Genomic DNA, 26,046 nt, shown 5'->3' on the forward strand with positions numbered 1-26,046 from the left:
CCCAATAACGGTTCCTTTGGGTGTCTCAGGGCGCTCAGGTAGCCATCCGCTACGCCTGGTATCAACAAGTTACGATTTACCGGTTAGCTGTCACGGCAGAGGTCGCGGGTTCGAGCCCCGTCGTCCCCGCCATAAACCAAAGAAAATCAAAGGTTTATGGCACAGTGACAAGATTAGTTGTAGCCCGCGAGGGTGCTGAAGGGTGCTGAAAGTTTCCGGCACCCTTTTTGCTGCCTTCTAATAGGTGAGGCTCCCGTCGCGAGGGTGCTGGCGAGGGTGCTGAAAGCCGGGTCTTGCCGGCCTCAATCACCATCTCCATGACTTTGTTGTTAGCCTCACGTTTGTTCGCGGAGATCGCCCGCGTGTAGATATCGAGGGTGATCCGCGAGTTCGCGTGACGCAGGAGTTCCTGGGCTGTCTTCAGGTCCGCTCCAGCCGCTCTTAGGTTCGTCGCCAGGGAGTGACGGAAGCTATGCCATCCGATTCGTTTCCCAGTGATCTTCGCCCGGACGAGTGCGGGGCGAATGATCTTTTTCAAAATCGTGTCAGGTGTCACCGGCGTTCTTCCCTCATTCCGAACTGACGGAAAGAGAAAATCATCGTCGCCGTTGTACATCGACTCCCTTCTCCAGGCGTCGAGACATTCGACGACTGACGTGTGCAACGGAACGGGTTTTCGGCTCGCTTCGTTCTTGGTATCCCCGAAGCGGCCCCGCACACACGAGCGAAGAACGTTGACCTGCATCAGGAGCGGATCGATATCGCGCCATGTGAGGGCAACCAGTTCCGACCGTCGCAAACCCGTGCTCCGTGCCAGGACTACCATCGCTTTGACGCGAAGCGGCAGTTCGTCCGCCAGAGCCGCGAATTCTGCTGGCGTTAGTACATCTGGCTCCCGTAGACGCTTCGATGAAGCCCTGACCTTAGAGATTGGGTTACGATGTGTCCATTCATGCCGGATGGAATGGTTGAAGACTGCAGACATGATGTTCCGAATCTTGCTCTTCGTTGCCGGAGCATATGAAAGAGAGTGCAGCCACTCTTCAACTTCCACGGTTCGGACATCCGATAACCGCTTTTCACCCCACTTCGGAGCGATGTGATTGGTCAGATAGATCGAGGTCGATGCAATCGTGGCGAATGCTTTCTTGTCCTCGGTTAACTCGTGTTTGCGATAGTGGGCTATGAGTTCAGAGACCGTAATAGGAACTCTGACCTCGACGTTGATGTTGGCGCGAAAGTCGGCCACGGCTTGCTCCGCATCCCGGCGTGAAGGAAGATCCTTCACTGTGCCGAGGTTATCCTGACCATTTTGTCTTTGTGCGTCTTTTTTAGGATCTGCAAGTACACATTCCAGTAGTTGCTTGAGCGACCGATCACGTCTCTGCAGCACCATTTAAGATGACCATTGTCAGTAGTTTCCTACAGCGAGGCTGAAGCCGTCCCTTGGAGGCTTAGTGCGCTCACCTTTGAGCTCTTATCAGAAATAACTAATACGATTCGTCTAGAGGAACCGCCTTGCACAGACTCAAAGCGAAAGTTGCTCTCGTAACAGGAGCGTCGATGGGTTTCGGCGCTGCTATCGCCCGCCGCATGGGCTTGGAAGGCGCGGATGTGATCGTGAATTACCCTAGCAACAAAATTGAGGCGGATAAGGTTGTCTCGGACATAGTTGCATCAGGTGGAAGAGCGATATCGCTCCGCGCAGATATAACAAAACGAGACGAGGTACAGATAATGCTCTCTGAGAGTGTCAAAGCCTTTGGGCCGTTGGACATTCTTGTCAACAATGCCGGAGCATACGAATTTCTTCCTTTGGAAGCTATTACGGAGGAGCATTTTCATAACCTCTTCGACCTCAACGTGCTTGGCACGATTTTCGTGACTCAGGCTGCTATCCCATACTTCAAACGAACGGGCGGCAGTGTCGTTAACATTAGCTCTGTAGTGAGCGTTTGCCCATCGGAGTTGGGACCCGTATATTCGGCAACCAAAGGTGCGATAGACGCCCTTACGAAATCCTTGGCAAAAGCACATGCGAGTCGCCAGATCCGCTTCAACACGTTGAACCCGGGACTCACTCCCACTGAGGGAGTCAGAAGTTTGGGGGAAATGGGGCGTGTCATGCTCAACGACATATTGCGGCAAACACCACTTGGCCGCAATGGTTCTGTCGAGGATGTAGCGGCTGCCGCAGTGTTTTTCGCCTCCGACGAATCATCCTTTATAACTGGGGAAAGTCTTTTAGTCTCCGGCGGTCGACGCTAAAGCGCTTTCCGTACTGCTGGGCGAACTGACCGCCCCTGTCCCTCTCTCGCCAGCATAGCGAAAGAGGGCCTTGCAGGCTGCTTAGCGGAGACCTCCGCTTGCATTGATGAGTTCCCCGGTTAGCCACTTCGCATCTTCCGAGGCTAAGAAAACCACAATAGATGCGATATCGTCGGGGTGCGCTGCGCGACCAAGTGGAACTTGCTTGATGAGTCCTTCCGCGAAGTCAGAGCCGACGTAGCTACCTGTTCCTTCGGTAATAGTGAAGCCAGGATTTACGGAATTGATCCGAATATTCTTCGGTCCTAGCTCCTTTGCCAATACTCCCGTAACGCTGTCAAGTGCTCCCTTCGTCGCGGTATATACCGTAGTGCTCTCAGATCGCATCAGCGGCGCGGTCGAACCGATGTTGATGATGCTTGCTCCAGCTTTGAGGTGCTTCACAGCTGCTTTGATGACAAGGAGGGGGCCGAGGACATTGATGTTGAAACTCTTATGGAAAGCTTCTTCTGTGATCTCATCGAGCGGGGCAAACTCGTAGATGCCTGAGTTGTTTACGACAATATCGAGGTCACCAAAGCTTGATAGAGTCGAGTCAATCAGAGCCAATGCATCAGCGGCCTTCGAAACGTCTGCACGAACTGCGACGGCATTACCTCCGTCACCGATAATGTCCGAAACCACCTTATCTGCGTGTTCCTTGCTGCTCGCGTAATTCACAACGACGGATGCCCCAGCCGCGGCGAGAGCCTTTGCTATACCCGCCCCAATGCCTTTGGATGCTCCTGTTACTAGTGCTACCTTGCCCTTCAACTTGCTCATCTTTCTACCTCCGGTGTCTTGGTTTATGCTGCCAGCTTGTTGAGGTGCGTCATGTCACCTGCCAGCCGTTAAACTACTTTCCGTTTTTGAAGTTAGGAGGAGTCCGTGGGCTCATGTTCACGGGATACTTCCGCCGCGACCTTCATAGTTTGTGCGGCAGTCTGAAAGCGAAGTCTGATCCGCTCGAACTCGCTTGAGCGTCTAGAACCATCTAATGTGGTTTGCTCGTAGACCAGGGTGTAAGTGAGCCGACAGCTCCTGGGCCCCAATGAAGAGAGTTCGAGGCAGCCGTGATACCAAAGCGCGTCCATTGGACCGTGGATCTGAGCATAGGTGTAGGAATATCTGCTGGAGCCCACCATCACTTCGAGAATTGAGTCTCCGACAATTCTTACGCTACCTATTTGGCCGTTGCCAGAAACCAGCTTCGAAGACACGTTGAGGAAACGTCCAGCATCCGCGAAGTCGCCGACCTTGCACCACGTCTCGTCGATCGGACGATTCACATCCACGGAATTTGCAACGATGGCGAAGTCCGAGTTGCCAGCTACCGACATCTCATTCATAGATAACGCTCCTTTGGTTCGTACGCTCAGATCACCGGTTAGCGCTGATCGATTTGCTAGGAAGTTCGGCATTATCTGTATGCCTGTGAGGACTAGAGGGTTTCTGCTGAGATTGCCGCGAGATTTTTTAGTGAAGTGCTCTTCTCGTCTTCATGAGAAGCAGCCCGACCAGGAATCGGAACAGGAAGCAGAGGAATGGTCAGAAGCGATAAAGCTGCAATTGCGGCCATTACATAGAACACGTCGGAGAAGGCCAACACCAGACTCTGCTTTCGTATTAGGCCTTCAAATGCCTTCAGTGCCTCAGCCGAAAACTCTTGGGTTTGTGAGATCGGCGCAAGACTACGATTGAAAAACGCCTCCAGCAAGCGGCCAGAGTGCAAAGCTGATCGACGATCCACCAGGATTACAGCGACCGTCACCCCCACGGATGTGCCAAATTGGCGAAGCCCATAAAATATGGCCCGTGCGCTTGAAGTTTCCTGATCTGTCACGAGAGCGAAGGCGGCTCCCCCTAGGGTGGGAACGGAGAGAGCGATGAAAACGCCGTTAAGGAATAAAGGTATCCAAAGAAGGTGGTCAGGAGTATCGGGCGTGAGGAAGTGAGCAAAGAGGAGTTCTGAGATCATCGCCGTCAGAAAACCGGCACTGAGAATGAAGCGACTCCCCAGACGTTTCGTCAATGGCTGTATGTATTGAAGCAACCAAAGTGAGAATATTGCTCCAACCGCGCCGACGCTGAGTAGAACCCCTGTTTGAAGCGCAGAATGAGATTCCACAGTTCGCAGGAATTGAGGAATTACGTAGAGGCTACCCGATAGCAAAAGCCCTAAAGCGAATCCGACTACACCTCCCGCATAGACCGTTCGTTCTCTCATATAGCGAAGGTCCAGAAGCGGCGCTTTGTTTCGTGGTGATAGTTCCCAGAGTGCGAAGAGTGCGTTGCCAACAATACCTATCGCAAAAAACGTCTTAATGAAGAAGGAGCCGAACCAGTCATCGATTTCTCCTCGACTTAGAGCGGTCTGGAGAGCGCCTGCCCCTACGACCAAGAGAACGATTCCGAGAAGGTCAACGGGTTCTCCTGTATTGTCGGCCTGCCTCCAATGTTTCGCGGTGAATGTAAAGAACAGAGATGCGGCTGCCACCATCAAGATCGTCGGTATAGCGAACTGAAGCCTCCAAGTCACATTGTCAGCAAACCAACCGGAAGCGATGTAAGGAATCAACCGGCCAAAGATCATCACCTCAATGAAAAACGTCAACGCAATTGAACCCCTATGCTCCAGCTCAATCCGCTGCGTGAAAAATACAAACGTTCGCACCAGAAAGATTCCACCGGCAAAACCCTGGACGGCTCGGAAAACGAGAAACGATGGCAGGTTTGGGCTTAGGGCACACCCTATCGAGGCGATCGCGTAGGTGAGAGCACAGACGCCTAGATACTTACGATTCCCGAAGTAGACCGACAGGCGATGCGATAAGGCGATAGCAACGGCGAAGGCCGTCGTGTAGATCGTAAGAGCCCACGTCGCTTCATCACTGGAGGCCGCTAACGTTCCGCCGAGATCTGTGAGTGTCAGACTGACGCTGGCGCTTGTCCAATACTCTGCTGTTGTGGCGAGAGCGAACGCCAAGAGAGTAGCGGAGCGCTGCCACCGCATTGCTTGGGTTGTCGTCTCGTTTAAGTTTACTTTTTCCATGTCTACAAGCCATATCCCAAAGGGGTCAGCAAGGCGCGACCTAGTCACTTCATTTCTTGAATTTACATTAAAAAGGGATACAGTACTCTTAGTGAGTACCAAAAAAGGCCGAAATTATTCAACATAAATTTCATTGCCGGATTTTGCGTGACGTCGAGTTTTAGGCAAGGGTTGACATTCTTCTTGTTTAGCTTCAATATTTGAAGTTACGATGTTACCCAGAGACCAAGTGCTTCAAATGTGCAATCGGACCAAGACGGCTGCCGAGATCAAGCTGGAGTTCTGCACCTATACGGTTCTGTCGGAAAACGAACTTTCGGAGTTGCTCAGTTGAGGCCCGGGATTCGTATCTTGAATGTTCCATCAGTCGCACGAATGGTCGGCGTGGGACTGTGTGTATTGCTCGTTCATGCTGCAGCATGGTGTCAAAGTACGAGTTCGACAAGCTTTTCGTCGAACTCTATCGACACGCCACGCCCATTCGATCCAGGGCAGAACACTACCAACCCAAGCGCTCTGGCGGAACAGGCACAAAATCCATTTCTCGGCAGTGTGCCAACAGGGCCACTGGTCCCGGGAGTTCTTTCACTGTCAATGCGGGAAGCCGTCTCCAGAGCGTTACGCGCAAATCTTGGACTAATAGACGCAGAGCAGGAAAATAGACAGGCGAGGGCGGCGAGAATCAAAGCCCTATCGGTGTTGCTACCTCAACTTTCTTTGGATGCCACGCAGGACTACCGAAACTTTGTCGAGAACTCGATCGGTCTCGACGGGACGATACCAGCATTTAATTTTCAGACCGCCCATGTCAATCTGTCGCAGCGTCTGCTTGATATCAGCGGTATGCATTCAGCAGCGGCCGCGAACGAGAGTCTGGAAGCGAGTAGGGCGGGCCTTAGCGATTCCCGAAACATCGTTGTACTTGCCGCGACGAGTTCCTATCTGCTGGTCGCCGCGAGTCAGGTTCGTCTGGAGACAGCGAAGGCGCAATTAGCGACGGCACGGGCTACGGAGATTCTCATAGAGGATCGCATTGAGCATGAAGTGTCTCCGGAGATCGACGGCATTCGTGCGAAGGTCATTCGACGTTCTGCCGAACAGCGGGTCGCTGTTGCGAATGCCACCTTTGAAAAAGATAAGCTGGCGCTAACTCGTATCATCGGCTTGCCCATCGCTCAAGCCTTTCAGCTGACTGATGCCTTGATCTATTCGCCTTCGCCGGATCAGTCTCTGGACGAACTCATTGATGTCGTCAAGAACAGGCGTCAGGACATTCGCGCCGCTTCGGCCCGACTACTAGCCGCCACCCAAACCGTTAAAGCGCAATCGGCACAACGATTGCCCGTCTTAGAAGTCAACGCAAATGCGGGCGAAACTGGATTCAACTACGCGAGTAGTATTCCAGACTATGAAGTCGGGGCACGGATATCGATTCCTTTGTTCACCGGGCGCAGGATCGAATCGGATGTTCTGGATGCAAGAGCTGTATTGAGTCGCAGACAAGCGGAACTATCCGATATTCAAGCTCGGGCAATCTATGACGTTCGATCCGCCATGTTGGATCTGAAAGCCGCTCAAACTAGTGTCGATGTATCCGTAGAAAACGTGAAGTTGGCAACAGAGGGGCTTCGGCAGGCAAAGGATCGGTTTCAAAATGGCGTAACAACTGGCGTGGATCTGATCCGGGCTCAACAGGACGTAGCTGAGGCGGAAGACAATCGAATCGCGAGCATCTACGCTCATTCGCTGGCAAAGCTGATGCTAATACGGGCTACGGGAACTGCGGAAGCCAACTACTCTACGTACCTGGGAGTTCAATGATGGTGGAGCAAGACTCACCTAACGAAACACGATTTAGCCGTCGTGTCATTACGGGCAGCCTTCTTGGAACCGCAATCATCGGCGTCCTCGTATGGTTTCTGGCACCTGGGAGCGTCAGCACCAATGATGCCCAGATCGACGGACACATCCATCCACTTAATGCCAGGGTCTCGGGAACGATCACATGGGTGAATCCTAACGTCGACGACACTCGATTTGTGAAGGCAGGAACGGTCCTAGCTCGGCTTGACCAGAATGACTACGCTCCAACGGTCGACCGTCTACAAGGGGACGTTCAGTCTGCTGAAGCGCAATTGATCGTCGCAAAGCTGAATGTTGAGATCTCGGAGGCGACTTCTAAAAGCCGCTTGTCGGCGGCGAAAGCTGCTGTCGAAGAAGCCGAAGCTGAAAAAGCGACAGCAGAGGCTCAAAGCGTATCCGCGGCACAGGTTGTGGCTCAAACTAGCGCCATCTACCGTCGCGCGGAAGACGATCGCCGTCGTTACCTGGCTCTTGTGGACAGCCATGAAATTTCGAGATCGGAATACGACCAGCGAGCCACCGATGCGACCTCTGCAGAAGCTCAAATGAAGGCAGCAGAGGCAAACCTTGCCGCAGCTAGGCAACATATAGCGTCTTCAGCACAAAGAATCGCAGAGCGAAGGGGTGACGTGTTGGCTGCCGCCACTGCTCCTCAACAGATCGAAACCGCTAAGGCGAACGTACGAAAGGTGGACGGCGACTTGAAGCGAAATCTCGCGTCCTTAAAAGACTCGACCCTCAATCTCGGATATACAGAGATTGTTGCACCCGTTGATGGCGTGATTGGTCGCAAATCGATCGAGGTAGGACAGAGGGTAGGTGCAGGGCAACTTTTGTTGACGATTTCTTCGCCGAACGATGTTTGGGCAGTGGCGAACTTTAAGGAGACCCAGCTCACACACATGCGAATTGGACAGAGAGCTATCATTCACGTTGATTCATCAGGACAGGATCTGCAAGGGAGTGTAGAGAGTCTTGGCGGCGCGACAGGCGCAAAATTTGCGCTTATTCCGCCGGAGAATGCAACGGGGAATTATGTAAAAGTCGTTCAGCGCGTACCCGTCCGAATTCTAATTGCGGCAAAGGAACAGGAAGTCCCATTGTTGCCAGGCATGTCGGTTGAGGTCCGGGTTGACACTCGGAAATAACCATGCAGTGGCTATGCTGCCTTCGAGTTCGCTTTTGCTGCCTTTTTACGCAATGACACTTTGCTCGTTATCGTCTTCGCCGTAGACCTCTTGACGCTTGAAGACTTAGTGGGAGCTGATTTGGTGCTTGTCTTTTTTGATTTTGTGGCTATAGTCTTCTTCGCTCGCGGAGCGGAACGTTGCTTGGCTGCGTAGAAAGCGGCTGCATTGGCTTCTCGTTCCGCTTTCCATGCCTCACTCATCACTGAATTGGTATTGGAGAAACTGAAGGTTTCTCCAGCTGGATTGTGCCAGGTGCCATCGACAACTTTGCCTGTCCTCTTATCAGTGATATCTACGGCTGCGGCGCCTTTGCCATCTGATCCTCCCCACCGGAGATCCCAATTCCGAAGTGCTAGCATCACGGCATCCAGGTCCTTACCTTTTGGAGTCGCAAAGTATTCATGGCGAAGCGGACGGGCGCTGTATACGTGACGCTCTATGATTTTGTCCTCTTCGAGTCGCTTCAACCTGGTCGCCAACAGATGGGAGGACATTCCGGTTTGCGCCTGGATCTCTTCAAATCGCCGATTACGTAAACTTATCTCCCTCATGATCAAGAGAGTCCAACGATCTCCGACCACCGAGAGTGAGCGAGCGATGTTGCAGAAACTGTCAGAAACGCTACCCCAACCCATATCTGTCACCTCAATAGAGGACTAAGCGGAAGAACCACTCGAAGTGGCTATCTGCAGGCCCCTCTTTCGAGTATACGATCAAAGTGAGGGAAGTCTCTTCAATATTTGCTGTTAGGTCCCAGGCATGCTAGCCGTCCACGCCTACCCATTTAGGGAAATAGATATAAGTGTAATAATTTCATATATTTACCTCGTGGTAACCGTCCGTTGCCGCATCTCGGATCTCATCCTGACTCAAAATCTACCAGGAACGCAGATTGCCGGGGTCAAGATGGGTTGCGATTCAAACGAGGCCTCAAAGCTGTAAAGACTCGCAAATTAGCTATGTAATCACCATTTCGCTATAGTCATTCTTGTGTCTTCAAAAACTAAAGCTAGTGCCAAGACTCGCATCTCAAATCAGAACAAAGTGGCTCGGAAGAAGGTATCTTCAGAGGCCCGACGCTTTGCAAAGGTTCTTCGGCAAATAGTGGATCCTCACGCTCTTTTGATCATGCGCGAGCTGAGTCTGAATGTTCGGCGCTTTCAGAATATTCAGGCTCAGACAAAGATTGGTTCCCATCTCCTGAGTTCCCGGCTCCGCCGCTTGGAAAAGGACGGCATTGTCGAGCGCAGACTCTACTGTGACCATCCCCCACGCTTTGAATACTTTGCAACGGCTAAAGGTGGTGAGCTGGACGAGGTTCTCTTCGCGGCTGCCAACTGGAATATCAAATGGGATGACTCGGCGGAAGAACCTTCGCTCGCGGTCTTCGATAAAAATACTGGCGAGAGACTGGGGACCATTCCTCCTCCTAAGATATCTACCCGACGTCGGAGGCGCGTTGCGGACTAGCGAGCATATGCTGCTGTTAGAGAACGAATTTCATGCAGGTGCTCGGGTCAGATATTTCACGACAGCGATTGACATCTCTCTCATGTAACTTCATAATTTGAAGTGACACAATTAACGCTGTTGATTGCGACGCATTGAATATGTCGCGATCTCTAAGACGCTGAGAAGACCCACAAAGTGTGCGCTCCGCCCCGGAGGATACCGTTGGCTATAGAAACCTACACATGTGACCAAACCGCTCTCTTGATCATGGACCCGTACAACGATTTCATGAGCGAGGGCGGCAAACTCTATAGTGCTCTCCAAGAGATCGCTGAATTAGTGGGCTTCCAGGAAAATATGCGACGCCTTTTACAGGCTGTTCGAAGCCTGGGAATCAAGGTCTTTATCGTGCCCCATCATCGCTCTGGCGGATCTGATTTAGCTGAATGGCGCTTCGTGAATGCCTCTCAGCGAAAGGCTGATGAGATGCAACTCGCGGCTCATGGGACTTGGGGTGGTGACTGGCATCCCGAGTTCGGGCCCCGCCCTGGAGATATTGTCGTACAAGAGCATTGGGGACAGAGTGGCTTCGCGAATACAGATCTTGACGTACTTCTCAAGCAGCACGGAATTTCCAGGGTAATTCTGGTCGGGATGGCCGCTCATACCTGCGTTGAATCGACTGGACGCTTCGCAATGGAACTGGCTTATCATGTGACGCTCGTAAAAGACGCGACATCGGCCTACAACCCTGAATCGATGCGGGTCGCGCACGAGATCACTGGCCCAACCTTTGCCCACAGAATCCTTGACACGGAAGCGTTGATAGAGGAGCTTTCTCTCGCGCTCCCACCTGACTTTCCAATCTAATTTAATGCGGCCGATTATTTATAGACCGCCAACTAACGGGAGACGATCATGATCCGAGCTAACGAGCTAGCAAAAATTCCGCTTTTCAATTGTCTTAGCGAATCCCAAAGAGAGCGGATAGCGAGAAATGCAGCCGAACTGAACGTGCAGCCCGGGGAATGGATCATTCGAGAAGGTGAGACTCCTTTCTTCTTTGTCCTATTGGAAGGCGCTCTTTATTTAGAGAAAGAATACGGCGGAGCAAGTAGGGTGCGCAGCCAATACAAGCCGGGGGACTTTTACGGGGAGACTCCGATCTTGCTAGATGCTCCCACAATTGCGTCCCTCCGAGCCAAAGAGTCATCGCGCCTAATCCGTTTAGATCGCAATCAATTCAAGGAACTCATCGACTCGTCTCCAGAGTGCGCAAATTTGGTCGTTCAGACGATGAGCAAGAGGCTGGCATCTATGAGGGAATACATGCGCGAAAACAATCCGTTGCGCGTACTCATTGTCGGATCTCAATATGACGACGAATGTCGCAGCATTCGCTCGTTCCTAGCACTAAATCGTATTCCCTATGAATGGGTCGATGGCGAGCGCGAGCCGGAGCGCGTGACAGTATGCCCTCCTGCTAACTTCAAAGGTGCCTTCGTCGTCGTCGACAACTCGGTTTTTGTTGGAGGACCTCTCACCGTACGCAAGGTTGCTGAGGCACTGGGAATCAGGACAAATCCGAGTAAGGAAAACTACGATGTCGTCGTCATTGGAGGCGGTCCGGCCGGGCTGGCAGCTGCCGTCTACGGTGCTTCGGAGGGACTCAGCGTTTTGTTGTTGGAAAAGAACGCCACTGGAGGTCAGGCTGGGACCTCATCTCGCATCGAGAACTACCTCGGCTTTCCGAACGGAATTTCAGGGGATGAACTAACCTCTCGAGCGTTGAAACAGGCGACTAGATTCGATGCTGAAATGGTAATGACGCGCAACGTGGAAGCTATCTCCCGTTCTTCTCCAGGCTACTCAGTGCATTTAGACAGTGGTCTGCAGGTCGAAACAAAGGCCGTGGTGCTAGCTGCCGGAGTGCAATGGAGAAGACTGCAGTCGGAGGGAATTGATCGCCTCACCGGGAAGGGCGTGCTCTATGGAGCGGCTCGTACCGAGGCGCCCACGGTGGTTGGGAGGCATGTCTTCATTGTAGGGGGTGGTAACTCTGCTGGACAGGCGGCGATGTTCTTTTCAAGCTATGCCAGTTCAGTGACACTTCTGATTCGCGGTTCAGGCCTCGAATCCTCCATGTCGCAGTACTTGATTGATCAGCTGGCCCAACGCAGCAATATTGCTGTGGAGCCACTCACTCAGGTGCTTTCTGTGAGCGGTGAAAGCTGCCTTGAGACGATCTGCACCACCACAGAAGGCAACGTACGGCAACGAGATGCCGATGCCCTCTTTGTGATGATCGGGGCTCATGCCGATACTGCGTGGCTCCCTAAACTATTGGAGAGAGATTCGAATGGATTCATCTGCACGGGACGCGACCTGTCCCATTTTCCTCATAAGCGGGCGCCCTTCGCGTTGGAGACGAATCTTGCCGGTGTCTTCTGCGCGGGAGACGTTCGGCATGATTCGATCAAACGTGTCTCAAGTGCCGTAGGCGAAGGCAGCATGGCGATCGCATTCATCCATCAGTACCTGGCACTCGAAGAACCGATCGGAAACCTCTCTTTTTGAGACGCTACGTTTATATCTTTTTTCAGAGCGTCTGATTGGCGCCGCGGAATGCACTTGTGATGTTTTGACGCGGTCGTCCGGAATGCGGTTGGCCCGGTCATCGTAGCGTTGCCTGTCTTGTGAGGAAAGGAGGAATCCCATGCGAGGATACGGAAATGAATGGGGCAAGCACTTTTTTATCGAAGCGGCGGCAAGCCTAGTCGTAGAGCCAACGAGCAGACCGCCGTTCGCAGTTACACGTCTCATCTCAACTGTGGTCCCACCGGACATCAGTACAACAATTCCAACGGAAGACTCTTTCTTGATCTCTGCTGCTTTACAGCCCATGGGCAAGGGGGTTTGGGAGCATTGGAGCGACGGCAAGCCACTGGCAGTGCCCGTGATCCCTTCGTTCCACGCGAGTGTCTTTGACTTACAGGCTGGGCAAATCGCTTGGGTTAAGACTGCGTTCGATTATTTGCACTTCAACATGCCTCGGGAAACCGTGAATGCTTTCACCGATGACCACGATCTGGCTAGGGTTACATCCATACGGCCAACGATCTGTGTCAATGATCACGCAGTAGCGAACCTTACCCGGCTCATCCTCCCGTTCCTGGAGGATCCCCAAGACAGAAGTGATCTTTTTCTTGATCACTTTGGCCTCTTGTTGTGTTCCCGTCTTGTGGAGGGTTATGCGACGGCTTCTCCAATTAGGGACATGCATCGCGGCGGCTTAGCGCCGTGGCAGAAACGTAGAGCTGAAGAGCTTCTCATGAATCATTTGGGCGGTAACCTTAAACTGGATCGGCTCGCTAGAGAATGTAATCTCTCTCCGGGACACTTTGCGCGAGCATTCAAAACAACCTTTGGTGTTTCAGTCCACCGTTGGGTCGTCGATCGTCGGATTGATTATGCAAAGGCACTCTTGACTCATTCCGCTCTCTCTTTACCTGACGTAGCGTTTCGTACTGGATTTTCAAGCCAATCCACTTTCACGCGAGCATTTCAGCAGAGGGTGGGCACCGGTCCGGGGCAATGGAGACGTAGCATGGGGCCACCCGTTCGCGGGAGTTCCTCTTTGGCTTCTCGAACTCGTTACGATATGACCTCGCCGGTTCAGATCTAAGATTTTAGGCGACAAGCTCTTCAGGTTCTATCTGGAGAGCGAGATATTGATGGATGAACGATATGGCCATGCTTCCTTCGCCCATGCCGCTCGAGACCCGTTTGATTGAGTCGTGCCGAATGTCTCCGGCACAAAAAATTCCGTGAAGGTTGGTTTCGAGTAGAAATGGGGCGCGGACACCAGCGGGTGTTGCGACATCCCGACCGGTATAGATAAACCCATTTGGGTCTCGCTGCAGATCTTCGGGCATCCACGAGTTTGCCGCGCACGCGCCAATCATGATGAAAAGCGCGTCTGCTGGTCGTGACTGGATGTGGCCATCTGCGATGGTACGGATCGATTCGAGATGGACATCACCAGCGGCTGAAATAAGCTCGGTACCCGTTTCAATATGGATATTGCTTCTTCTCCGCAGCTGTTCAATCAGATACTGCGACATGGATGATTCCAGGCCTGAACTTCGAACCAAGAGTGTTACCGACGATGCGTAGCCGGAGAAGAACATGGCGGCTTGCCCAGCCGAGTTTCCGGCGCCCACGAGGAAGACTTCTTTTCCGACCACAGAATGAGCCTCCGTACGAGCCGCGCCATAGAGGATTCCTCTGCCGATAAGCGGTTTTAGACCAGGTACGTCAAGCTTCCTCCATTGCACACCTGTCGCAAGCAGAACCGACCTAGTTTGCACCTTGCATCCGCCGTCCATCTCCACGCAGTACCCGCCCGGGAAGGAGAAAATGCTTTGAGCTTCACGCGTCACGACAATTTCCGCACCGAAATGTTCCGCCTGCTTGAAAGCCCGCGCTCCTAAATCGTTACCCGAGATTCCTGTTGGGAAGCCGGGATAGTTTTCTATTCGACTAGAACATGCGGCCTGACCTCCAATCCCTCGCTTTTCGATCAACAGTACCTCTAGGCCTTCTGAGGCCCCATAGACCGCTGCTGCCAATCCCGCTGGCCCTCCACCTACTATGACGACGTCATACCCAATCTGTGAAGGGGTGGTCTTCATCCCCAGAGCTTCTGCCACTTTGCGAACAGTAAGTGGACAGCCGACGACCTTCGACTGATCAACTACAACGAAAGGCTCTCCACAATTGTTAACGGTCTCAGGATTATCTTGATCGTGGTCTGTCCATCTGTAAGAAATATGGTTTTGGGAAAGAAAATCCCTTATGTCTCGGCACTCCATGTTGTACTGCGAACCAAATACTCGCACCCGAAGAGCATCGTTTACTTGCATGTGGTCTTGGATCATCTTCAAACGCTTTGTCATCACTCCGATAACGATTTCATTGCATCTGCGCGACGACGCGATCATATCCATAAATTGGACTCTATCGAGACGCAGGACTCGGGAAGGCTCCGTAGCTTGCAATGATGCAATTGCAACCGAATCTAGAAGGATGGGGATTTCACCGTAGAAATCTCCTGGCACATACTGAGCTTTCACTTTATTGGTGCCACCATAATCCTTCTCACAGGTGAGGGAACCCTCCAGCAGGACGAAAAAGGAAGGCATTTCACCTTCCCGGATAATCCATTCGCCAGGGTGAACCGACAGCTCCGCGGCTGAATCCGCAATCTTTTTAAGCCATTCGTCACTAAGGCAATCAAATAACGGGAAAGCTTTGAGTTCTTCAGCTGCGATCATTGTCTTGTTCCCTTCTCGTAGCCACACTGAAGGCTACGCGAGCGTTGTCTCTTCGAGTGTTGTGCGCTTGGCATCGCTGTTAACCCGATACCAAGGTCCGTGGTCAGCAGTCCCCGTGTCCGCGGTGTATTTCTTGAAGCTAGGCTATGAAGATCGGAATTTCTTTGCAGAAACGAACGAAATTACGCGTTGTTATGCACGTTCGCGATTTCGGATTGCTCTACTTACCCCATTGCCCAGAGTGAGGAGAGAAGACCCCGGGGCTCGACGCACACTCTGCACGTCGAGCGATCTCCCGGAGGAGTCCTCCCTTTTCCGACGCTACTCTCCACCGGCGACAATGATCAGCTCTCCGCTGATCCAGCGAGAGTCGTCAGATGCTAAGAAGACGATAGGAAAGGCCACATCATCAGGCTCTCCCATCCGTCCTAAAGGCGTGAGTTCAACATAATGCTTTTGCATGGGGCTATTCGCCAAACCGCCTGCGATAAATCCTTCGGTCATGATTATGCCTGGATTGAGAGAGTTGACGCGGATTTTGCGTGGTCCGAGTTCTTTGCTCAGAACTTTCGTGATTGCGTCCACAGCAGCCTTGCTCGCTGAAGAGATTGCCGATTTTGCTGGAGCAACCGAATTTACACGAGAACCAATGTTGATGATGCTTCCACCCTCAGATGGAAACAGATAAATTGCAGCCTTCGTAGTCAACAGGAGCCCAAGGACGTTCAGGTTGTGTTCGCGATGATATTTTTCTGGGGTTACCTCCTCAAGAGGTCCAAACGCATATATGCCGGCATTGTTGACCAGGATGTCGAGCTTGCCGTATACCTCTTTGGTTTTCGCGAAAAGCTCAGCGATCTGCTTTTCATCGGAAACATCGGCGCCGACGGCAATTGCTTTGCCTCCTGCAGCGACAATCTCCGATACAACCCTGTCCGCGTCATTCTTGCTTGTGTGAAAGTTCACTACGACAGATGCGCCCTCTGCTGCCAGTCGCTTCGCTGCAGCCGCGCCAATTCCCTTCGACGCTCCCGTTACAACCGCGATCTTTCCCGTTAGCTTGTTCATAGTCACAGTATCTTCCTTTTTTGAAGTGACTTGCAACAGTGAGATGCGGACTTCAAGCGAAATGATTCCCTAATCTTTTCTTTTACTCTCAAATAGAGTGCATTTAGACATGCTTGCATATAGCTATACTGCCCACCTACAAACAAACATGTAAATAAATTTATTGTGTCACTTCATAAATAGAAGACACTATGCTATCGTTTCTCAAAGACACAAGTTCGACGAGGTTTTCGAACGTTGACCGGGCTAGGAATTGGTCGATCTCGTAGCTGTTCTCACCCAATACGCAACTGCCCGAAGGCGGCTCTCCAACCTAAAGTTTCAAACAGGAAAACCAAACTGTTCGCGATTCAAAGGAGCAAATATGTCTACATCGATTTACGAGCAAAGCACTACGGCTCTTCTCATCGTTGATCCCTACAACGACTTCATGTCTGAAGGCGGAAAGCTCTATGACATCACTAAACCACAAGCAGACTCCGTCGGCTTTTACGAGAACATGCGGAAGTTGATACCCGCAGTTCGCGATGCAGGGATACAAGTTTTCATCGTGCCGCACCACAGGACGAGACCTACGGACTTCGTCAACTGGGCTGCCATCAATCCCACCCAGCAAGAAACCAAGCGGAAGGAATGTTTCGAAGACGGTGCCTGGGGCGGCCAATTTCATGAAGAGTTCGGTCCGAAGCCCGGGGATGTCGTGGCATTGGAACATTGGGCACAAAATGGATTCGCTAATACCGATCTCGATGCCCAGTTGAAACAACATGGAGTCAAGAAACTGATATTCGTCGGCTTTATAGCAAATTCCTGCGTGGAGGCCACAGCAAGAATGGGCATGGAACTCGGTTACCACGTGACGCTTATCAAGGACGCGACGGGAGCATTCAATCCCGAAGGCATGGTCGCGGCCCGCGTAGACGCGAAGCTCTTTGCCCATAGTGAACTCACAACCCAAGAGCTGCTGGCCGCGCTGCCCATCGGCGCCAAGAAATAGCAGGGTGTCGATTGCTGCTCCGCCGACCACCGCCCCCAATTCGGTGGCCCTTGGCTAACTCGAGCGGAACTCACGAAACAATCACTGAAAGGAAAGCCGATTATGTCTCTTCTTTATAAATTCTGGAGTGCAGCAGCTATAGCTCTCAGCGTTGCAGTACCTTTTCTACCCTCTAGTGTGTCGGCTCAGTCTGACAGGAAAGTTCAGGTCGAGAACGTTGTTCTCGTGCATGGAGCATGGGTCGACGGTTCCAGCTGGTCCCGGGTCATCCCACTCCTCGAGAGCAAAGGAATTCGCGTGACCGCTGTGCAGCTGCCTCTAACTTCACTCGCAGATGATGTCGCCGCGACCCAACGCGCTTTGGCTTTGATCGACGGCCCGGTGATCCTCGTGGGCCATTCTTATGGCGGAGTGGTCATTACTCAAGCTGGTGTTGACCCAAAGGTAAAAGGATTAGTTTACATTTCTGCCCTTGCTCCAGATTCGGGAGAATCAGCCCTTTCGCTCTTGAAATCTTCAACGGTCGAGCCACCCGCAGCATCGCAGATCGTGCCCGATAGTGTCGGCTTCACGAAGATCTCGCGTAAGGGAATCGATGAAGATTTTGCTGAAGAGCTACCGTCTTTAGAGAGAGACATTCTCTTCGCTACGCAAGGTCCAACTTCAGCACCCAATGCTTTGGCAGTTCCGGTTACTGGAGCCGCGTGGAAGAACAAACCGTCCTGGACTTTGATTACAACGAAGGATCGAGTGATCCCTTTAGAACTGCAAAAGACTATGGCGCAGAAGATTGGCTCACAGGTTACTACGCTCCCAGCGTCCCATCTCGCGCTGCTCGCACATCCGCAAGACGTAGCGTCTGTGATTGAGCAGGCCGTGCGAGGCGTCGACCAGAGCAAGTAGCAAGTGAAACCAAGCCGTCGGTTCTCTAGGAATTCGAACTGGTTCTTTCATTCAGCAACTCAAAATACGAAATCTCAAGGAGACACACTGTGAGCGACACAATCATTACCGAATCGACTTCAACTGCCATAATCAATGCGCCAATCGAGTACGTAGACATTGCCGATTGGGTGTTTACTCTTCCCGATGCCGAGTACCAACGCTGCTCTCCAGCTCACATCGCCGCTGGCTTCACCACCAGCGACGATGGACGTCGTATGTCCCTCAACGTCGAGACGATTGGCGGCAACCTTATGGTCCAGCATTATGTTGAAGATATCGGAGAGCGACACCACGTTCGTCTCCTCTCGACCTCTGACGTAATTGGGCCTGGCGGACGCACCAAGTCCGGGGTTGTCTGGGAACTCAGTGTCAAGCCGCTTGATGCAGAGCGGTGCGAATTGAGCAACCATGTCATCGGAAAGACGACTCCGGAATATTGGGAAAATCTCGGCAGGAGCGGCATACCATTTGAAGTCGCTAAACATTCACAGGACATCGCGTCTGCTGCGCACAACGCCCAAGAAACACCGTTCTTTGCAAAAAGCATGGAGACCAAGGCACTAAAGAGAAAAGCAGCAAAGTAATGGTGAAAGCCAGTTGCTCCTGCGCAGGAGCAACTGGCCGAAGTCTCTCCATAGCACTGCGTGGCAATAAGGAACCAGTCGTTCAGGCAATCAACACGACCACCTTTCCGACTGCTTTCCCGGATTCAGACAGTTCATGGGGCTTCAGCGATTCGGCTCAATGGGAAGGTGGCGGCGATGTTTGTCTGCAACCAACCTTCCGTAAGTCCGACTGTGGTTGCCTCAATAGCAATTTGGTGGGCTTTGGCGCTCATTTTATAGACGAAGATGAATCGGATCGTCACTCCCAACCTAAGTAGGGAGAAAAACGGCAGCGTAGGTTCGGGCTCGGAATCTGAGCTGTAAGTCGCGATAACGCCGTTTTCTTTCAGGACCTTCATCGTAGTCTCAAGATTCGCACCGAAAGCGACATCGACGACTCGATCGATGATGCGCTGACTGGATCCTCCCGCCACCGTTTGCATTCGAACGGCCTGATTATCCTTATTCCGGTCTATGATCAGATCTGCGCCAGCCGCTTTCGCTATCATCGCTTGCTTTTCGCTACTAACGGTTGTTAAGACCGATGCTCCGCCATGCTTCGCGAATTGAATCGCGTGGACACCCACCGAACCAGCTCCGCCAGTAACAAGCAAAGCTTGCCCATCAACGGGGCCATCTGCAAAAACGCAACGATGTGCAGTGAGTGCGGGCACACCAAGACATGCGCCCACCTCAAACGAGATATTTCCCGGAAGCGGAACAGCATTGACACTCGGGACGGCAATGTACTCAGCTGCGCAACCTGATCCGCCCGAAAACAGTGCTTCGTAGATCCAAACCCGCTCGCCAATCCTTGAAGTAGGAACACCTTCTCCCACGGCTTCAATGATCCCGGCGCCGTCCTGATGGGGAATTACCCGTCTGATCCCCGAAGCCAATGGCGTAGTCGCCCGTGCCTTCGTATCGGAGGGGTTCACGCCGATGGCACGGATGTGCACCAGCACCTGTCCTCGCCCAACCGCGGGTTTATCCAGGTCCCCTAATTCCAGGACATACCTTGCAGCTCCATTCTTCACATACCAGGCTGCTTTCAATTGAATTCCTTTCGAAGAGAAAGAGAAGGGCAGGTTCGAGGGTCTTTCCGAACATCAAAGAAAACACGTCGCGACTCCCAGTCGTCATCTACATTCAACCTGAGAATCGCGACGTTAACTGTCACAACGCTATGCGGCGATACTTCCGTGAACAGGGCTCTGTCCAGTCAAGAGATGGTGAAAGACGATCGAGTATTCAGAAGCAGAGAATTGGCTTTGGCCGGTGATCAGTTTCCCGTCGACGACCACACGCAGTCCATTCGGCTCGGCCGCAGTGAAATGTGCGCCAGCTTTCTCCAAGATGGGTTGTGGGTAGTTCGGCAGGAAGTTCTTTCCAAAATACTTCTCCAGCTCTAGATCTTCTGCTAACGAATAGCCAGTAACCTCCCGCCCGCGAATGCGATCCGGGTTATTACCCAGAGCTATCGCTCCATGGCAGAGAGCACCGACGACTTTCCCCTCTGAAAAGAAGTGCTCGAGAGTCTTTGCCACTTCAGGACTTGGATAGAGATCTACCGCGGCCCCCCCTCCACCTGCGACATGTACTGCGTCATAGCTCTTGAGATCAAGACTTGCCAAAGACAACGTGGTTTCCGTTTTTGCCACAAGTCTCTTATCGGAGAGAAATCCCTTGCTGACTATGTCATCTGCTTCCTGAGAGTTTTCAGCGTAGGGATCGCTAATGGAATACCAGCTAATCTTCCCTCCCTTGGGGCTCGCGAAGTCCACCTCAACTCCACGTTCGATGAGATGCCAATAGGGGTGAGTCAACTCCGCTAGCCACAGGCCCTTCTCGACGCTCGTTGCAATGAATAGTACCTTCATGTGTTCTCCTCTAAGTTGAGTAGTGCCTGCGTTATGTCGCGCGTGGATTGACTAATCTATGTATGCAATAACGACCAGATGTGTGCACGGCGCTGGTCAAATCGAACACACCAAAATACGGACCTTGTATCTTCAAATTTTGAAGCTACTGCATGCCTTTGTCAAGCTGAGCTTCGATACTAATGTCGGCCAATTCTTAATTCCGAAGCCTGACGTCGATCGGCACGGAGACAATCTCTGCACTATTTACAGGATCTAAATGAGTCTTTTGCGGTGGCATGAAGAAAACGTTGTTATGCTTATAGGTCATCCGATTGATTAATGGCCGTATTTCTGGCGACGAGGTTCGTTAGTTCCAATAGTGAAGTAACAGGGCCACCGCGACAGATATGGACATTGTTGCGTTCCCACAGCGATATGTTGGTTTTGAATTTCAAGTCGCTCAACGCGACCCTTAGCTTGCCGATGGAGGGCTAAGTTGAAGACGGCAATCAAAATCTCGGATCCAGTCGACTTCGGGGATCAATGCAAGCAAGGCGCACTCTACGGGAAAATCACCCGGCGACTTATGCCACTGCTGTTCATAAGCTATTTGTTTGCTTTTTTGGACCGAATCAATGTTGGCTACGCCCAACTTCAGATGAAACCGATGCTTGGTTTTTCCGACTCCGTGTACGGACTCGGTGCAGGCCTTTTCTTCGTTAGCTACATCCTTTTCGAGATTCCCAGCAACATCTGGATGGAGCGTATAGGGATCCGCTTTACGCTTGGCCGCATTATGGTCCTTTGGGGGTTGACCTCTGCAGGAACAATGTTCGTGAGAACACCTTCTCAGTTCTACGCCGCTCGCTTCCTCCTTGGGTTGTTCGAGGCGGGGTTTTTTCCGGGTATCATTCTTTACCTGACATATTGGTTTCCTGCCAGACGCCGCGGTCGGGTAACCACTCTTTTCATGCTTGCGATTCCAGTTGCGGGCATGGTTGGGGGACCACTTTCCGGATGGATTATGTCGGCGTTTGACATGAAGCATAACCTTGCTGGCTGGCAGTGGATGCTGTTTCTTGAGGGCCTTCCCGCATCGATTCTTGGAATCCTTTGCTTCTTCTATCTTGCCGATAGTCCGTCAAAAGCCAGTTGGCTAAATGACTCGGAACAAGCTCTGATATCACTCGCACTAGTTCGTCCTGGAGAGGCCAGTAAAGACGAACCTTATCCACTGCCGCCCGTGGAGGCTTTCCGTACAGGTCTTGCCCTACTTCGCGATCGTCAAGTCTGGGGGTTGGCCTTCGTCTACTTCACGATTGCTTGCGCGAACTACATGTATACATTCTGGCTTCCGACGATCTTAAAAGCCGCGGGCCTACACTCGATTGCAAAGATCGGGTGGTACTCGGCCATCCCATACTGCTTTGGAACTGCAGGCGCTTTACTGATAGGTAGGTCCTCTGATTTTCGAAGCGAACGCCGTTGGCATGTGTCCAGTGCTCTGGTAGTCGCGGCATTGGCCTTAGGGGTCACCACCACTGTTCGTTCCTCGCTTCTACTCATCTTTCTGCTTTCACTCGCCGCTTTCTTTTTATATGGAGCTGGCCTTCTGTTCTGGGCACTCCCACCGACCTATCTCAGCAGAGAGACCGCACCCACGGGCATTGCAATCGTGAGTTCGATCGGCGTTTCCGGCGGTTTCATAAGCCCAGTCCTCTTAGGGTCGATCAAGACCCACACAGGACAATTTCACATTGGAATTCTATTCATCTGCCTACTCATGATCACAGGTGCAATCGCGGTCGTTCTGACTGTGCCGGAAATTTATCACGATGCAATCTCTGTAGTTTGAATCGACGCTGTAACAGTTAAGGGCTAAGTCCAAATCAAAGCAGCAGATAGTCTTCAAATTATGAAGTTACACCCATAGTGTGCGAGGATTGGGGTCATGATTTCATCGCACACGACCTTACCAAAGCTGATTGTTCTGTCTTTCATTGCTTGTATTGTTGCTCCAGCCGCTCCTCTCTTCGCTTCGTCGCAAAGTGCAGTTGACGGCTCAGACAAGCCAAAATCTATACCGACTTCTGAAACTAAAGCGGAGACCACGCTCGGCATGTCAATGTCGTTGCCGCCTCTCCCGGTGGATGCTCATGCAACGCAAAGTATTTTGCTTGAGGGAAAGCCTCTCCAATACACCGTGACCGTGGGGACACTCCCCGTACGTGATGAGAAAGGCCGGTTAAGTGGAGAAGTTGTCTACACCTCTTATGTCGTCGAGGGCAAGGATCGTCCCGTGACCTTTGCTTTCAATGGCGGTCCCGGTGCCGCGTCGGTGTTCCTGAACATGGGGGCCATCGGTCCGAAGAGGGTGCCGTTTGGTATTGAGGGACAGAGCCCATCGGATCCGGCGACATTGACGGACAATCCGGGGACGTGGCTGGACTTCACAGATCTCGTCTTTGTCGACCCGATTGGCACAGGTTATTCGCGGTCACTCGTTGCAGAGGAGGAGTCCAAGAAACTATTTTATGGACCAGATCAGGACATCGCTTACCTTTCGCGGTCGGTCTACGACTGGCTAGTAAAGAACGAACGCCTGCAGTCTCGCAAGTACATCGTGGGCGAAAGCTACGGAGGGTATCGCGGGCCTCGTCTAACGGCATATCTGCAGTCAAAGATCGGCATCGCGGTGAATGGAATGGTGCTGGTTTCTCCCGCACTCTCTCCCGAAGCGGGGGATCCGGAGATCTCTCCGATTCCATGGATGACGGTATTGCCTTCGATAGTTGCTGCCAACTATGAACGCCGCGGGACACTGACAAATGACGCGATGGCGGCGGTTATCGACTACACGCGCGGGGAGTACGCGGTCGATCTGATGAAGGGCAATAGCGATCCAACGGCGACTCCTCGGCTCATAAGGAGGGTAACGGAGCTTTCTGGCTTGGACGCGACGTTCGTACGGCAGTCAGGCGGTCGGCTTGATACGGATGCTTTTCTGCGCGAGGAGTTTCGCGAAACCGGCAAGCTGGGAAGCGTGTACGATCCGAATGTCACTGGTTACGATCCGTTTCCGTACAGCCCAACCCAACAGAGTAACGACCCAATCATGATGAATGTGGTCGCGCCCACAACGACGGCGATGGTCGACTTTGTAACCAAGACCGTCGGCTGGAAGCCAGAGGCGCGGTATATCGCGTTATCGATTGAAACAGCTTTGTTGTGGGATCGATCCAGCCAAAATGGGGCTTTTCACGGTTCAGCCTCTGCAACAGATCTACGCGTCGCGGTGGCAACTGATCCAAAGCTTCGCGTTTTCATTGCACATGGATGGGCGGATCTGGCTTGCCCGTTCATGGGATCGATACTGACGGTGAGCCAGATTCCGAACATGGGCGATTCAAACCGTATTCAAGTACATGAGTATGCAGGAGGACATATGTTCTATGCGCGTTCGGCTAGCTCACTGGCATTACGCAAAGATGTGTTGACCATGCTCTCTCAGCATTAGGTTTATCGCCTCGAGCTACACATACCGTTTCGCTATGTCACAAACACATCTGGGCACAGACCATAACAGCCGAAATGTGCATCCGGAAATCACGTCTGTAGATACTATCGCTCCCTACCTGTCCGCAGGTATCACTCTAATAGTCGGACTCGTCTTTAGGACCCTCGCAGCGGAAAAGCACGGACCCACCGCTACTCCTCCGACTGCGCCTCCGACCGTTTGAAGAAACATAATCGCACACGGCAACCGACTGTTGCCCAGATAGGCAGGAGAAGAAAATTAGGAGCAACAAGTATCGGAGAGTGGGTCGGTGGGTGCTTGAGCGTTTTTTTTTGCCCGATTATAGCGAGCATCAGCAGCACAACACTTTTGAAACTGACTGAGCGCATCCTCACGGCTAAAATTTCGCTCCTCAAGGAACTTCATTGATACGCTCACATGCTCAACGCATATTTTGTGTAATAATTCGGTGACGTTTAGGTAGCTTGAACGGCCGCTAGAACGCGCTTCAAAATGATACTCGGATCGTATTCCAGGACAGCTTATTCATAAAAGCCAGGAAGCAAGAACAGAAGCGTTCTAGCCCTATTGAACAAATACAGCTTGGGAAGCAGAACAATGGCCCAACAGACTGCAGAACCTCATGCCAAGGAACCGATTCACGTTCATATCTGTACGAGCTGCGGGAGTGTATCGCGCCGTGACGACCCCGATGGTGTGCCAGACTTAACGGGCGTCTTCAGATGTTCTCAGTGCGGACATGAAGGACCACTGAACATTCAGATCATTGACTCGGATGATCCGCGTCTGAGCCATTAGCCCGTCAAGGCAAGCTGTTGCTGCCTGTGGTCGGAATCACTCTTTATCTTCCGCCCGACTGCCCTGACGAATTCGCTCACGAGTCGAGTTCGATCGTCGGCGCGGGTAACCAGTGCCGTCCTAAGTCGAAGTTCGTCATCGATCAGAGGCCTCATAGCCAGCCCATTCCTCGCGATACGCCATGCTCCATCATGTGTGAGAAATGCGACGCCATCGTGATGAGCCAGGAAATGCGCGGATTCCTCAGCCGTCGTTATGTGATGAATCTCGAGTGGTGAGACACTCTCCTGTTTCGCTCGTGACATGAAAGTTTCGTAGAGTGAAGGATTTAGGTGACGACCAAAGAGAATCCAAGGCCGTTCGTGACAATCTCTCAACCTGACTTCTCGTTTCTTAGCGAGTTGATTACTATTCCGAACAACGACGTAGAACGGTGCAGAAGCGATGTTTAGGAAATTCAGTCTTGGAGTAGAAAGACCAGCTGTCAAAAGTGCGATCTCAAGCTCGCCAGTCATAACCTGTCTGCCGAGTTCAGCCGAGAAGTTGCTGGATCGGTAGACCATTAGCTTCGGGAACAACGGCAATCGAATGGACAGAAGAGTAGACAGAAGATACGGGTCAACTGAAGGGGATGTGCCTATATGGAGCACAGCCTCGGCACCCTTTGAGATCGAGCGAGCCTGGTGAATTGCCCTCTCCAGGTGAAGGACCGAAAGCCGAGCCTGCTCAATGAAGGCTCGGCAAGCATCGGTTAACTCCACTCGTTGATTGTCTCTGTTGAATAGCGGAACGCCCGGATGCGACTCGAGATCATGAATCTGTTTACTCAGTGCTGGCTGGGTGATGTGGATCCGCGCTGCGGCGCGAGAAAAGCTGAGCTCTTCAGCGGCGGCAATTGCCGCCTGAAGCAAGCGGATGTCGATTCCGTTCATAGCCATTTCTCCAACAGAAATTGCTCTACGTGCGGAGGCAGTCGGCCTCAAACCGTCACTTCTATGACAGTCCCGAGAGCTTATCTTGTCAATCCCATTCA

At 52.2% G+C, this 26,046-nt stretch carries 24 protein-coding genes and 1 pseudogene; 14 read left to right on the plus strand and 11 right to left on the minus strand.

Annotation, left to right across the window (positions count from 1 at the left end):
- Window positions 1-154: 154 nt before the first annotated feature.
- A complete protein-coding gene (locus RBB76_RS26005; RefSeq protein WP_429634194.1) occupies window positions 155-1,288 on the minus strand; it encodes a tyrosine-type recombinase/integrase in 1,134 nt (377 codons plus the stop codon).
- A gap of 230 nt (window positions 1,289-1,518) precedes the next feature.
- Here RBB76_RS26005 and RBB76_RS26010 point away from each other — a divergent pair, with 230 nt between their 5' ends.
- Complete coding sequence (locus RBB76_RS26010) at window positions 1,519-2,268, plus strand: SDR family NAD(P)-dependent oxidoreductase (RefSeq protein WP_429634196.1); 750 nt, start codon at window positions 1,519-1,521, stop codon at window positions 2,266-2,268.
- Window positions 2,269-2,349: 81 nt separating this feature from the next.
- Here RBB76_RS26010 and RBB76_RS26015 read toward each other — a convergent pair whose 3' ends face one another.
- The 3 genes from RBB76_RS26015 to RBB76_RS26025 all read right to left on the minus strand — a co-directional run bounded on the left by RBB76_RS26015 (window position 2,350) and on the right by RBB76_RS26025 (window position 5,320).
- On the minus strand, window positions 2,350-3,090 hold the full coding sequence (locus tag RBB76_RS26015; protein ID WP_429634198.1) for an SDR family NAD(P)-dependent oxidoreductase: 741 nt from the start codon (window positions 3,088-3,090) through the stop codon (window positions 2,350-2,352).
- A 92-nt stretch (window positions 3,091-3,182) separates the two neighbouring features.
- Entirely contained in the window at window positions 3,183-3,656 is a 474-nt protein-coding gene (locus RBB76_RS26020) for a hypothetical protein (protein ID WP_429634200.1), read from the minus strand.
- A 92-nt stretch (window positions 3,657-3,748) separates the two neighbouring features.
- Window positions 3,749-5,320 (minus strand): MFS transporter, encoded by a 1,572-nt coding sequence (locus RBB76_RS26025; RefSeq protein ID WP_429634202.1) that lies wholly within the window; start codon window positions 5,318-5,320, stop codon window positions 3,749-3,751.
- 633 nt (window positions 5,321-5,953) lie between these two features.
- On the opposite strand from RBB76_RS26025, the gene RBB76_RS26030 reads away from it, so the two are divergent.
- Together RBB76_RS26030 and RBB76_RS26035 are read left to right on the plus strand one after the other, a co-directional pair.
- Window positions 5,954-7,180 (plus strand): TolC family protein, encoded by a 1,227-nt coding sequence (locus RBB76_RS26030; RefSeq protein WP_429634204.1) that lies wholly within the window; start codon window positions 5,954-5,956, stop codon window positions 7,178-7,180.
- The gene (locus RBB76_RS26035; RefSeq protein ID WP_429634206.1) at window positions 7,177-8,370 is read left to right on the plus strand and encodes an HlyD family secretion protein; all 1,194 of its coding nucleotides are present in this window, start codon (window positions 7,177-7,179) and stop codon (window positions 8,368-8,370) included. The genes RBB76_RS26030 and RBB76_RS26035 overlap by 4 nt, the downstream gene beginning before the upstream one ends.
- An 11-nt stretch (window positions 8,371-8,381) precedes the next feature.
- Here the strand turns inward: RBB76_RS26035 and RBB76_RS26040 are convergent, their stop codons facing one another.
- Window positions 8,382-9,047, minus strand: a complete 666-nt coding sequence (locus RBB76_RS26040) for a winged helix-turn-helix transcriptional regulator (protein ID WP_429634239.1) — start codon at window positions 9,045-9,047, stop codon at window positions 8,382-8,384.
- A gap of 493 nt (window positions 9,048-9,540) precedes the next feature.
- Here RBB76_RS26040 and RBB76_RS26045 point away from each other — a divergent pair, with 493 nt between their 5' ends.
- From RBB76_RS26045 to RBB76_RS26060, 4 genes and pseudogenes are all read left to right on the plus strand, one after another.
- A complete protein-coding gene (locus RBB76_RS26045; protein ID WP_429634208.1) occupies window positions 9,541-9,882 on the plus strand; it encodes a winged helix-turn-helix transcriptional regulator in 342 nt (113 codons plus the stop codon).
- Window positions 9,883-10,086: 204 nt separating this feature from the next.
- Window positions 10,087-10,734, plus strand: a complete 648-nt coding sequence (locus tag RBB76_RS26050; protein WP_429634210.1) for an isochorismatase family cysteine hydrolase — start codon at window positions 10,087-10,089, stop codon at window positions 10,732-10,734.
- A gap of 48 nt (window positions 10,735-10,782) precedes the next feature.
- Window positions 10,783-11,115, plus strand: a pseudogene (locus RBB76_RS26055) (cyclic nucleotide-binding domain-containing protein); the annotation flags it as partial.
- Window positions 11,116-11,193: 78 nt separating this feature from the next.
- A complete protein-coding gene (locus RBB76_RS26060) occupies window positions 11,194-12,441 on the plus strand; it encodes an NAD(P)/FAD-dependent oxidoreductase (RefSeq protein ID WP_429634241.1) in 1,248 nt (415 codons plus the stop codon).
- A 412-nt stretch (window positions 12,442-12,853) separates the two neighbouring features.
- Here the strand turns inward: RBB76_RS26060 and RBB76_RS26065 are convergent, their stop codons facing one another.
- Window positions 12,854-13,078, minus strand: a complete 225-nt coding sequence (locus RBB76_RS26065) for a hypothetical protein (protein ID WP_429634243.1) — start codon at window positions 13,076-13,078, stop codon at window positions 12,854-12,856.
- A 117-nt stretch (window positions 13,079-13,195) separates the two neighbouring features.
- On the opposite strand from RBB76_RS26065, the gene RBB76_RS26070 reads away from it, so the two are divergent.
- Window positions 13,196-13,549: a helix-turn-helix transcriptional regulator gene (locus RBB76_RS26070; RefSeq protein ID WP_390890541.1), complete on the plus strand. Its 354-nt coding sequence runs from the start codon at window positions 13,196-13,198 to the stop codon at window positions 13,547-13,549.
- Between the two features lie 4 nt (window positions 13,550-13,553).
- Here the strand turns inward: RBB76_RS26070 and RBB76_RS26075 are convergent, their stop codons facing one another.
- Together RBB76_RS26075 and RBB76_RS26080 are read right to left on the minus strand one after the other, a co-directional pair.
- Window positions 13,554-15,200 (minus strand): FAD-dependent oxidoreductase, encoded by a 1,647-nt coding sequence (locus tag RBB76_RS26075; RefSeq protein ID WP_429634212.1) that lies wholly within the window; start codon window positions 15,198-15,200, stop codon window positions 13,554-13,556.
- Window positions 15,201-15,521: 321 nt separating this feature from the next.
- Complete coding sequence (locus RBB76_RS26080; RefSeq protein ID WP_429634214.1) at window positions 15,522-16,268, minus strand: SDR family NAD(P)-dependent oxidoreductase; 747 nt, start codon at window positions 16,266-16,268, stop codon at window positions 15,522-15,524.
- A 364-nt stretch (window positions 16,269-16,632) separates the two neighbouring features.
- Between RBB76_RS26080 and RBB76_RS26085 the strand changes: the two genes are divergently transcribed.
- The 3 genes from RBB76_RS26085 to RBB76_RS26095 all read left to right on the plus strand — a co-directional run bounded on the left by RBB76_RS26085 (window position 16,633) and on the right by RBB76_RS26095 (window position 18,794).
- Complete coding sequence (locus RBB76_RS26085; protein WP_429634216.1) at window positions 16,633-17,265, plus strand: isochorismatase family cysteine hydrolase; 633 nt, start codon at window positions 16,633-16,635, stop codon at window positions 17,263-17,265.
- 102 nt (window positions 17,266-17,367) lie between these two features.
- A complete protein-coding gene (locus tag RBB76_RS26090) occupies window positions 17,368-18,168 on the plus strand; it encodes an alpha/beta hydrolase (RefSeq protein ID WP_429634218.1) in 801 nt (266 codons plus the stop codon).
- Between the two features lie 89 nt (window positions 18,169-18,257).
- Window positions 18,258-18,794: a hypothetical protein gene (locus tag RBB76_RS26095; RefSeq protein WP_260735165.1), complete on the plus strand. Its 537-nt coding sequence runs from the start codon at window positions 18,258-18,260 to the stop codon at window positions 18,792-18,794.
- Between the two features lie 134 nt (window positions 18,795-18,928).
- On the opposite strand, the gene RBB76_RS26100 is transcribed toward RBB76_RS26095, so the two are convergent.
- Window positions 18,929-19,870: an NADPH:quinone reductase gene (locus RBB76_RS26100; RefSeq protein ID WP_429634221.1), complete on the minus strand. Its 942-nt coding sequence runs from the start codon at window positions 19,868-19,870 to the stop codon at window positions 18,929-18,931.
- A gap of 129 nt (window positions 19,871-19,999) precedes the next feature.
- Window positions 20,000-20,695 carry a type 1 glutamine amidotransferase domain-containing protein gene (locus RBB76_RS26105; protein ID WP_429634223.1) on the minus strand — a complete coding sequence of 232 codons (696 nt, stop codon included), beginning with the start codon at window positions 20,693-20,695 and terminating at the stop codon, window positions 20,000-20,002.
- A gap of 478 nt (window positions 20,696-21,173) precedes the next feature.
- On the opposite strand from RBB76_RS26105, the gene RBB76_RS26110 reads away from it, so the two are divergent.
- Window positions 21,174-22,532: an MFS transporter gene (locus tag RBB76_RS26110; RefSeq protein WP_429634225.1), complete on the plus strand. Its 1,359-nt coding sequence runs from the start codon at window positions 21,174-21,176 to the stop codon at window positions 22,530-22,532.
- 264 nt (window positions 22,533-22,796) lie between these two features.
- Entirely contained in the window at window positions 22,797-24,194 is a 1,398-nt protein-coding gene (locus RBB76_RS26115; protein WP_429634227.1) for a S10 family peptidase, read from the plus strand.
- 815 nt (window positions 24,195-25,009) lie between these two features.
- Here RBB76_RS26115 and RBB76_RS26120 read toward each other — a convergent pair.
- A complete protein-coding gene (locus RBB76_RS26120) occupies window positions 25,010-25,924 on the minus strand; it encodes a LysR family transcriptional regulator (protein WP_433963582.1) in 915 nt (304 codons plus the stop codon).
- Here RBB76_RS26120 and RBB76_RS26125 point away from each other — a divergent pair.
- The coding region (locus tag RBB76_RS26125) for a hypothetical protein (RefSeq protein ID WP_433963589.1) at window positions 25,826-26,046 on the plus strand (221 nt) is incomplete at its 3' end. The genes RBB76_RS26120 and RBB76_RS26125 overlap by 99 nt on opposite strands.

The organism is Tunturiibacter psychrotolerans, from assembly GCF_051013365.1.
Taxonomy (GTDB): Bacteria; Acidobacteriota; Terriglobia; order Terriglobales; family Acidobacteriaceae; genus Edaphobacter; species Edaphobacter psychrotolerans_A.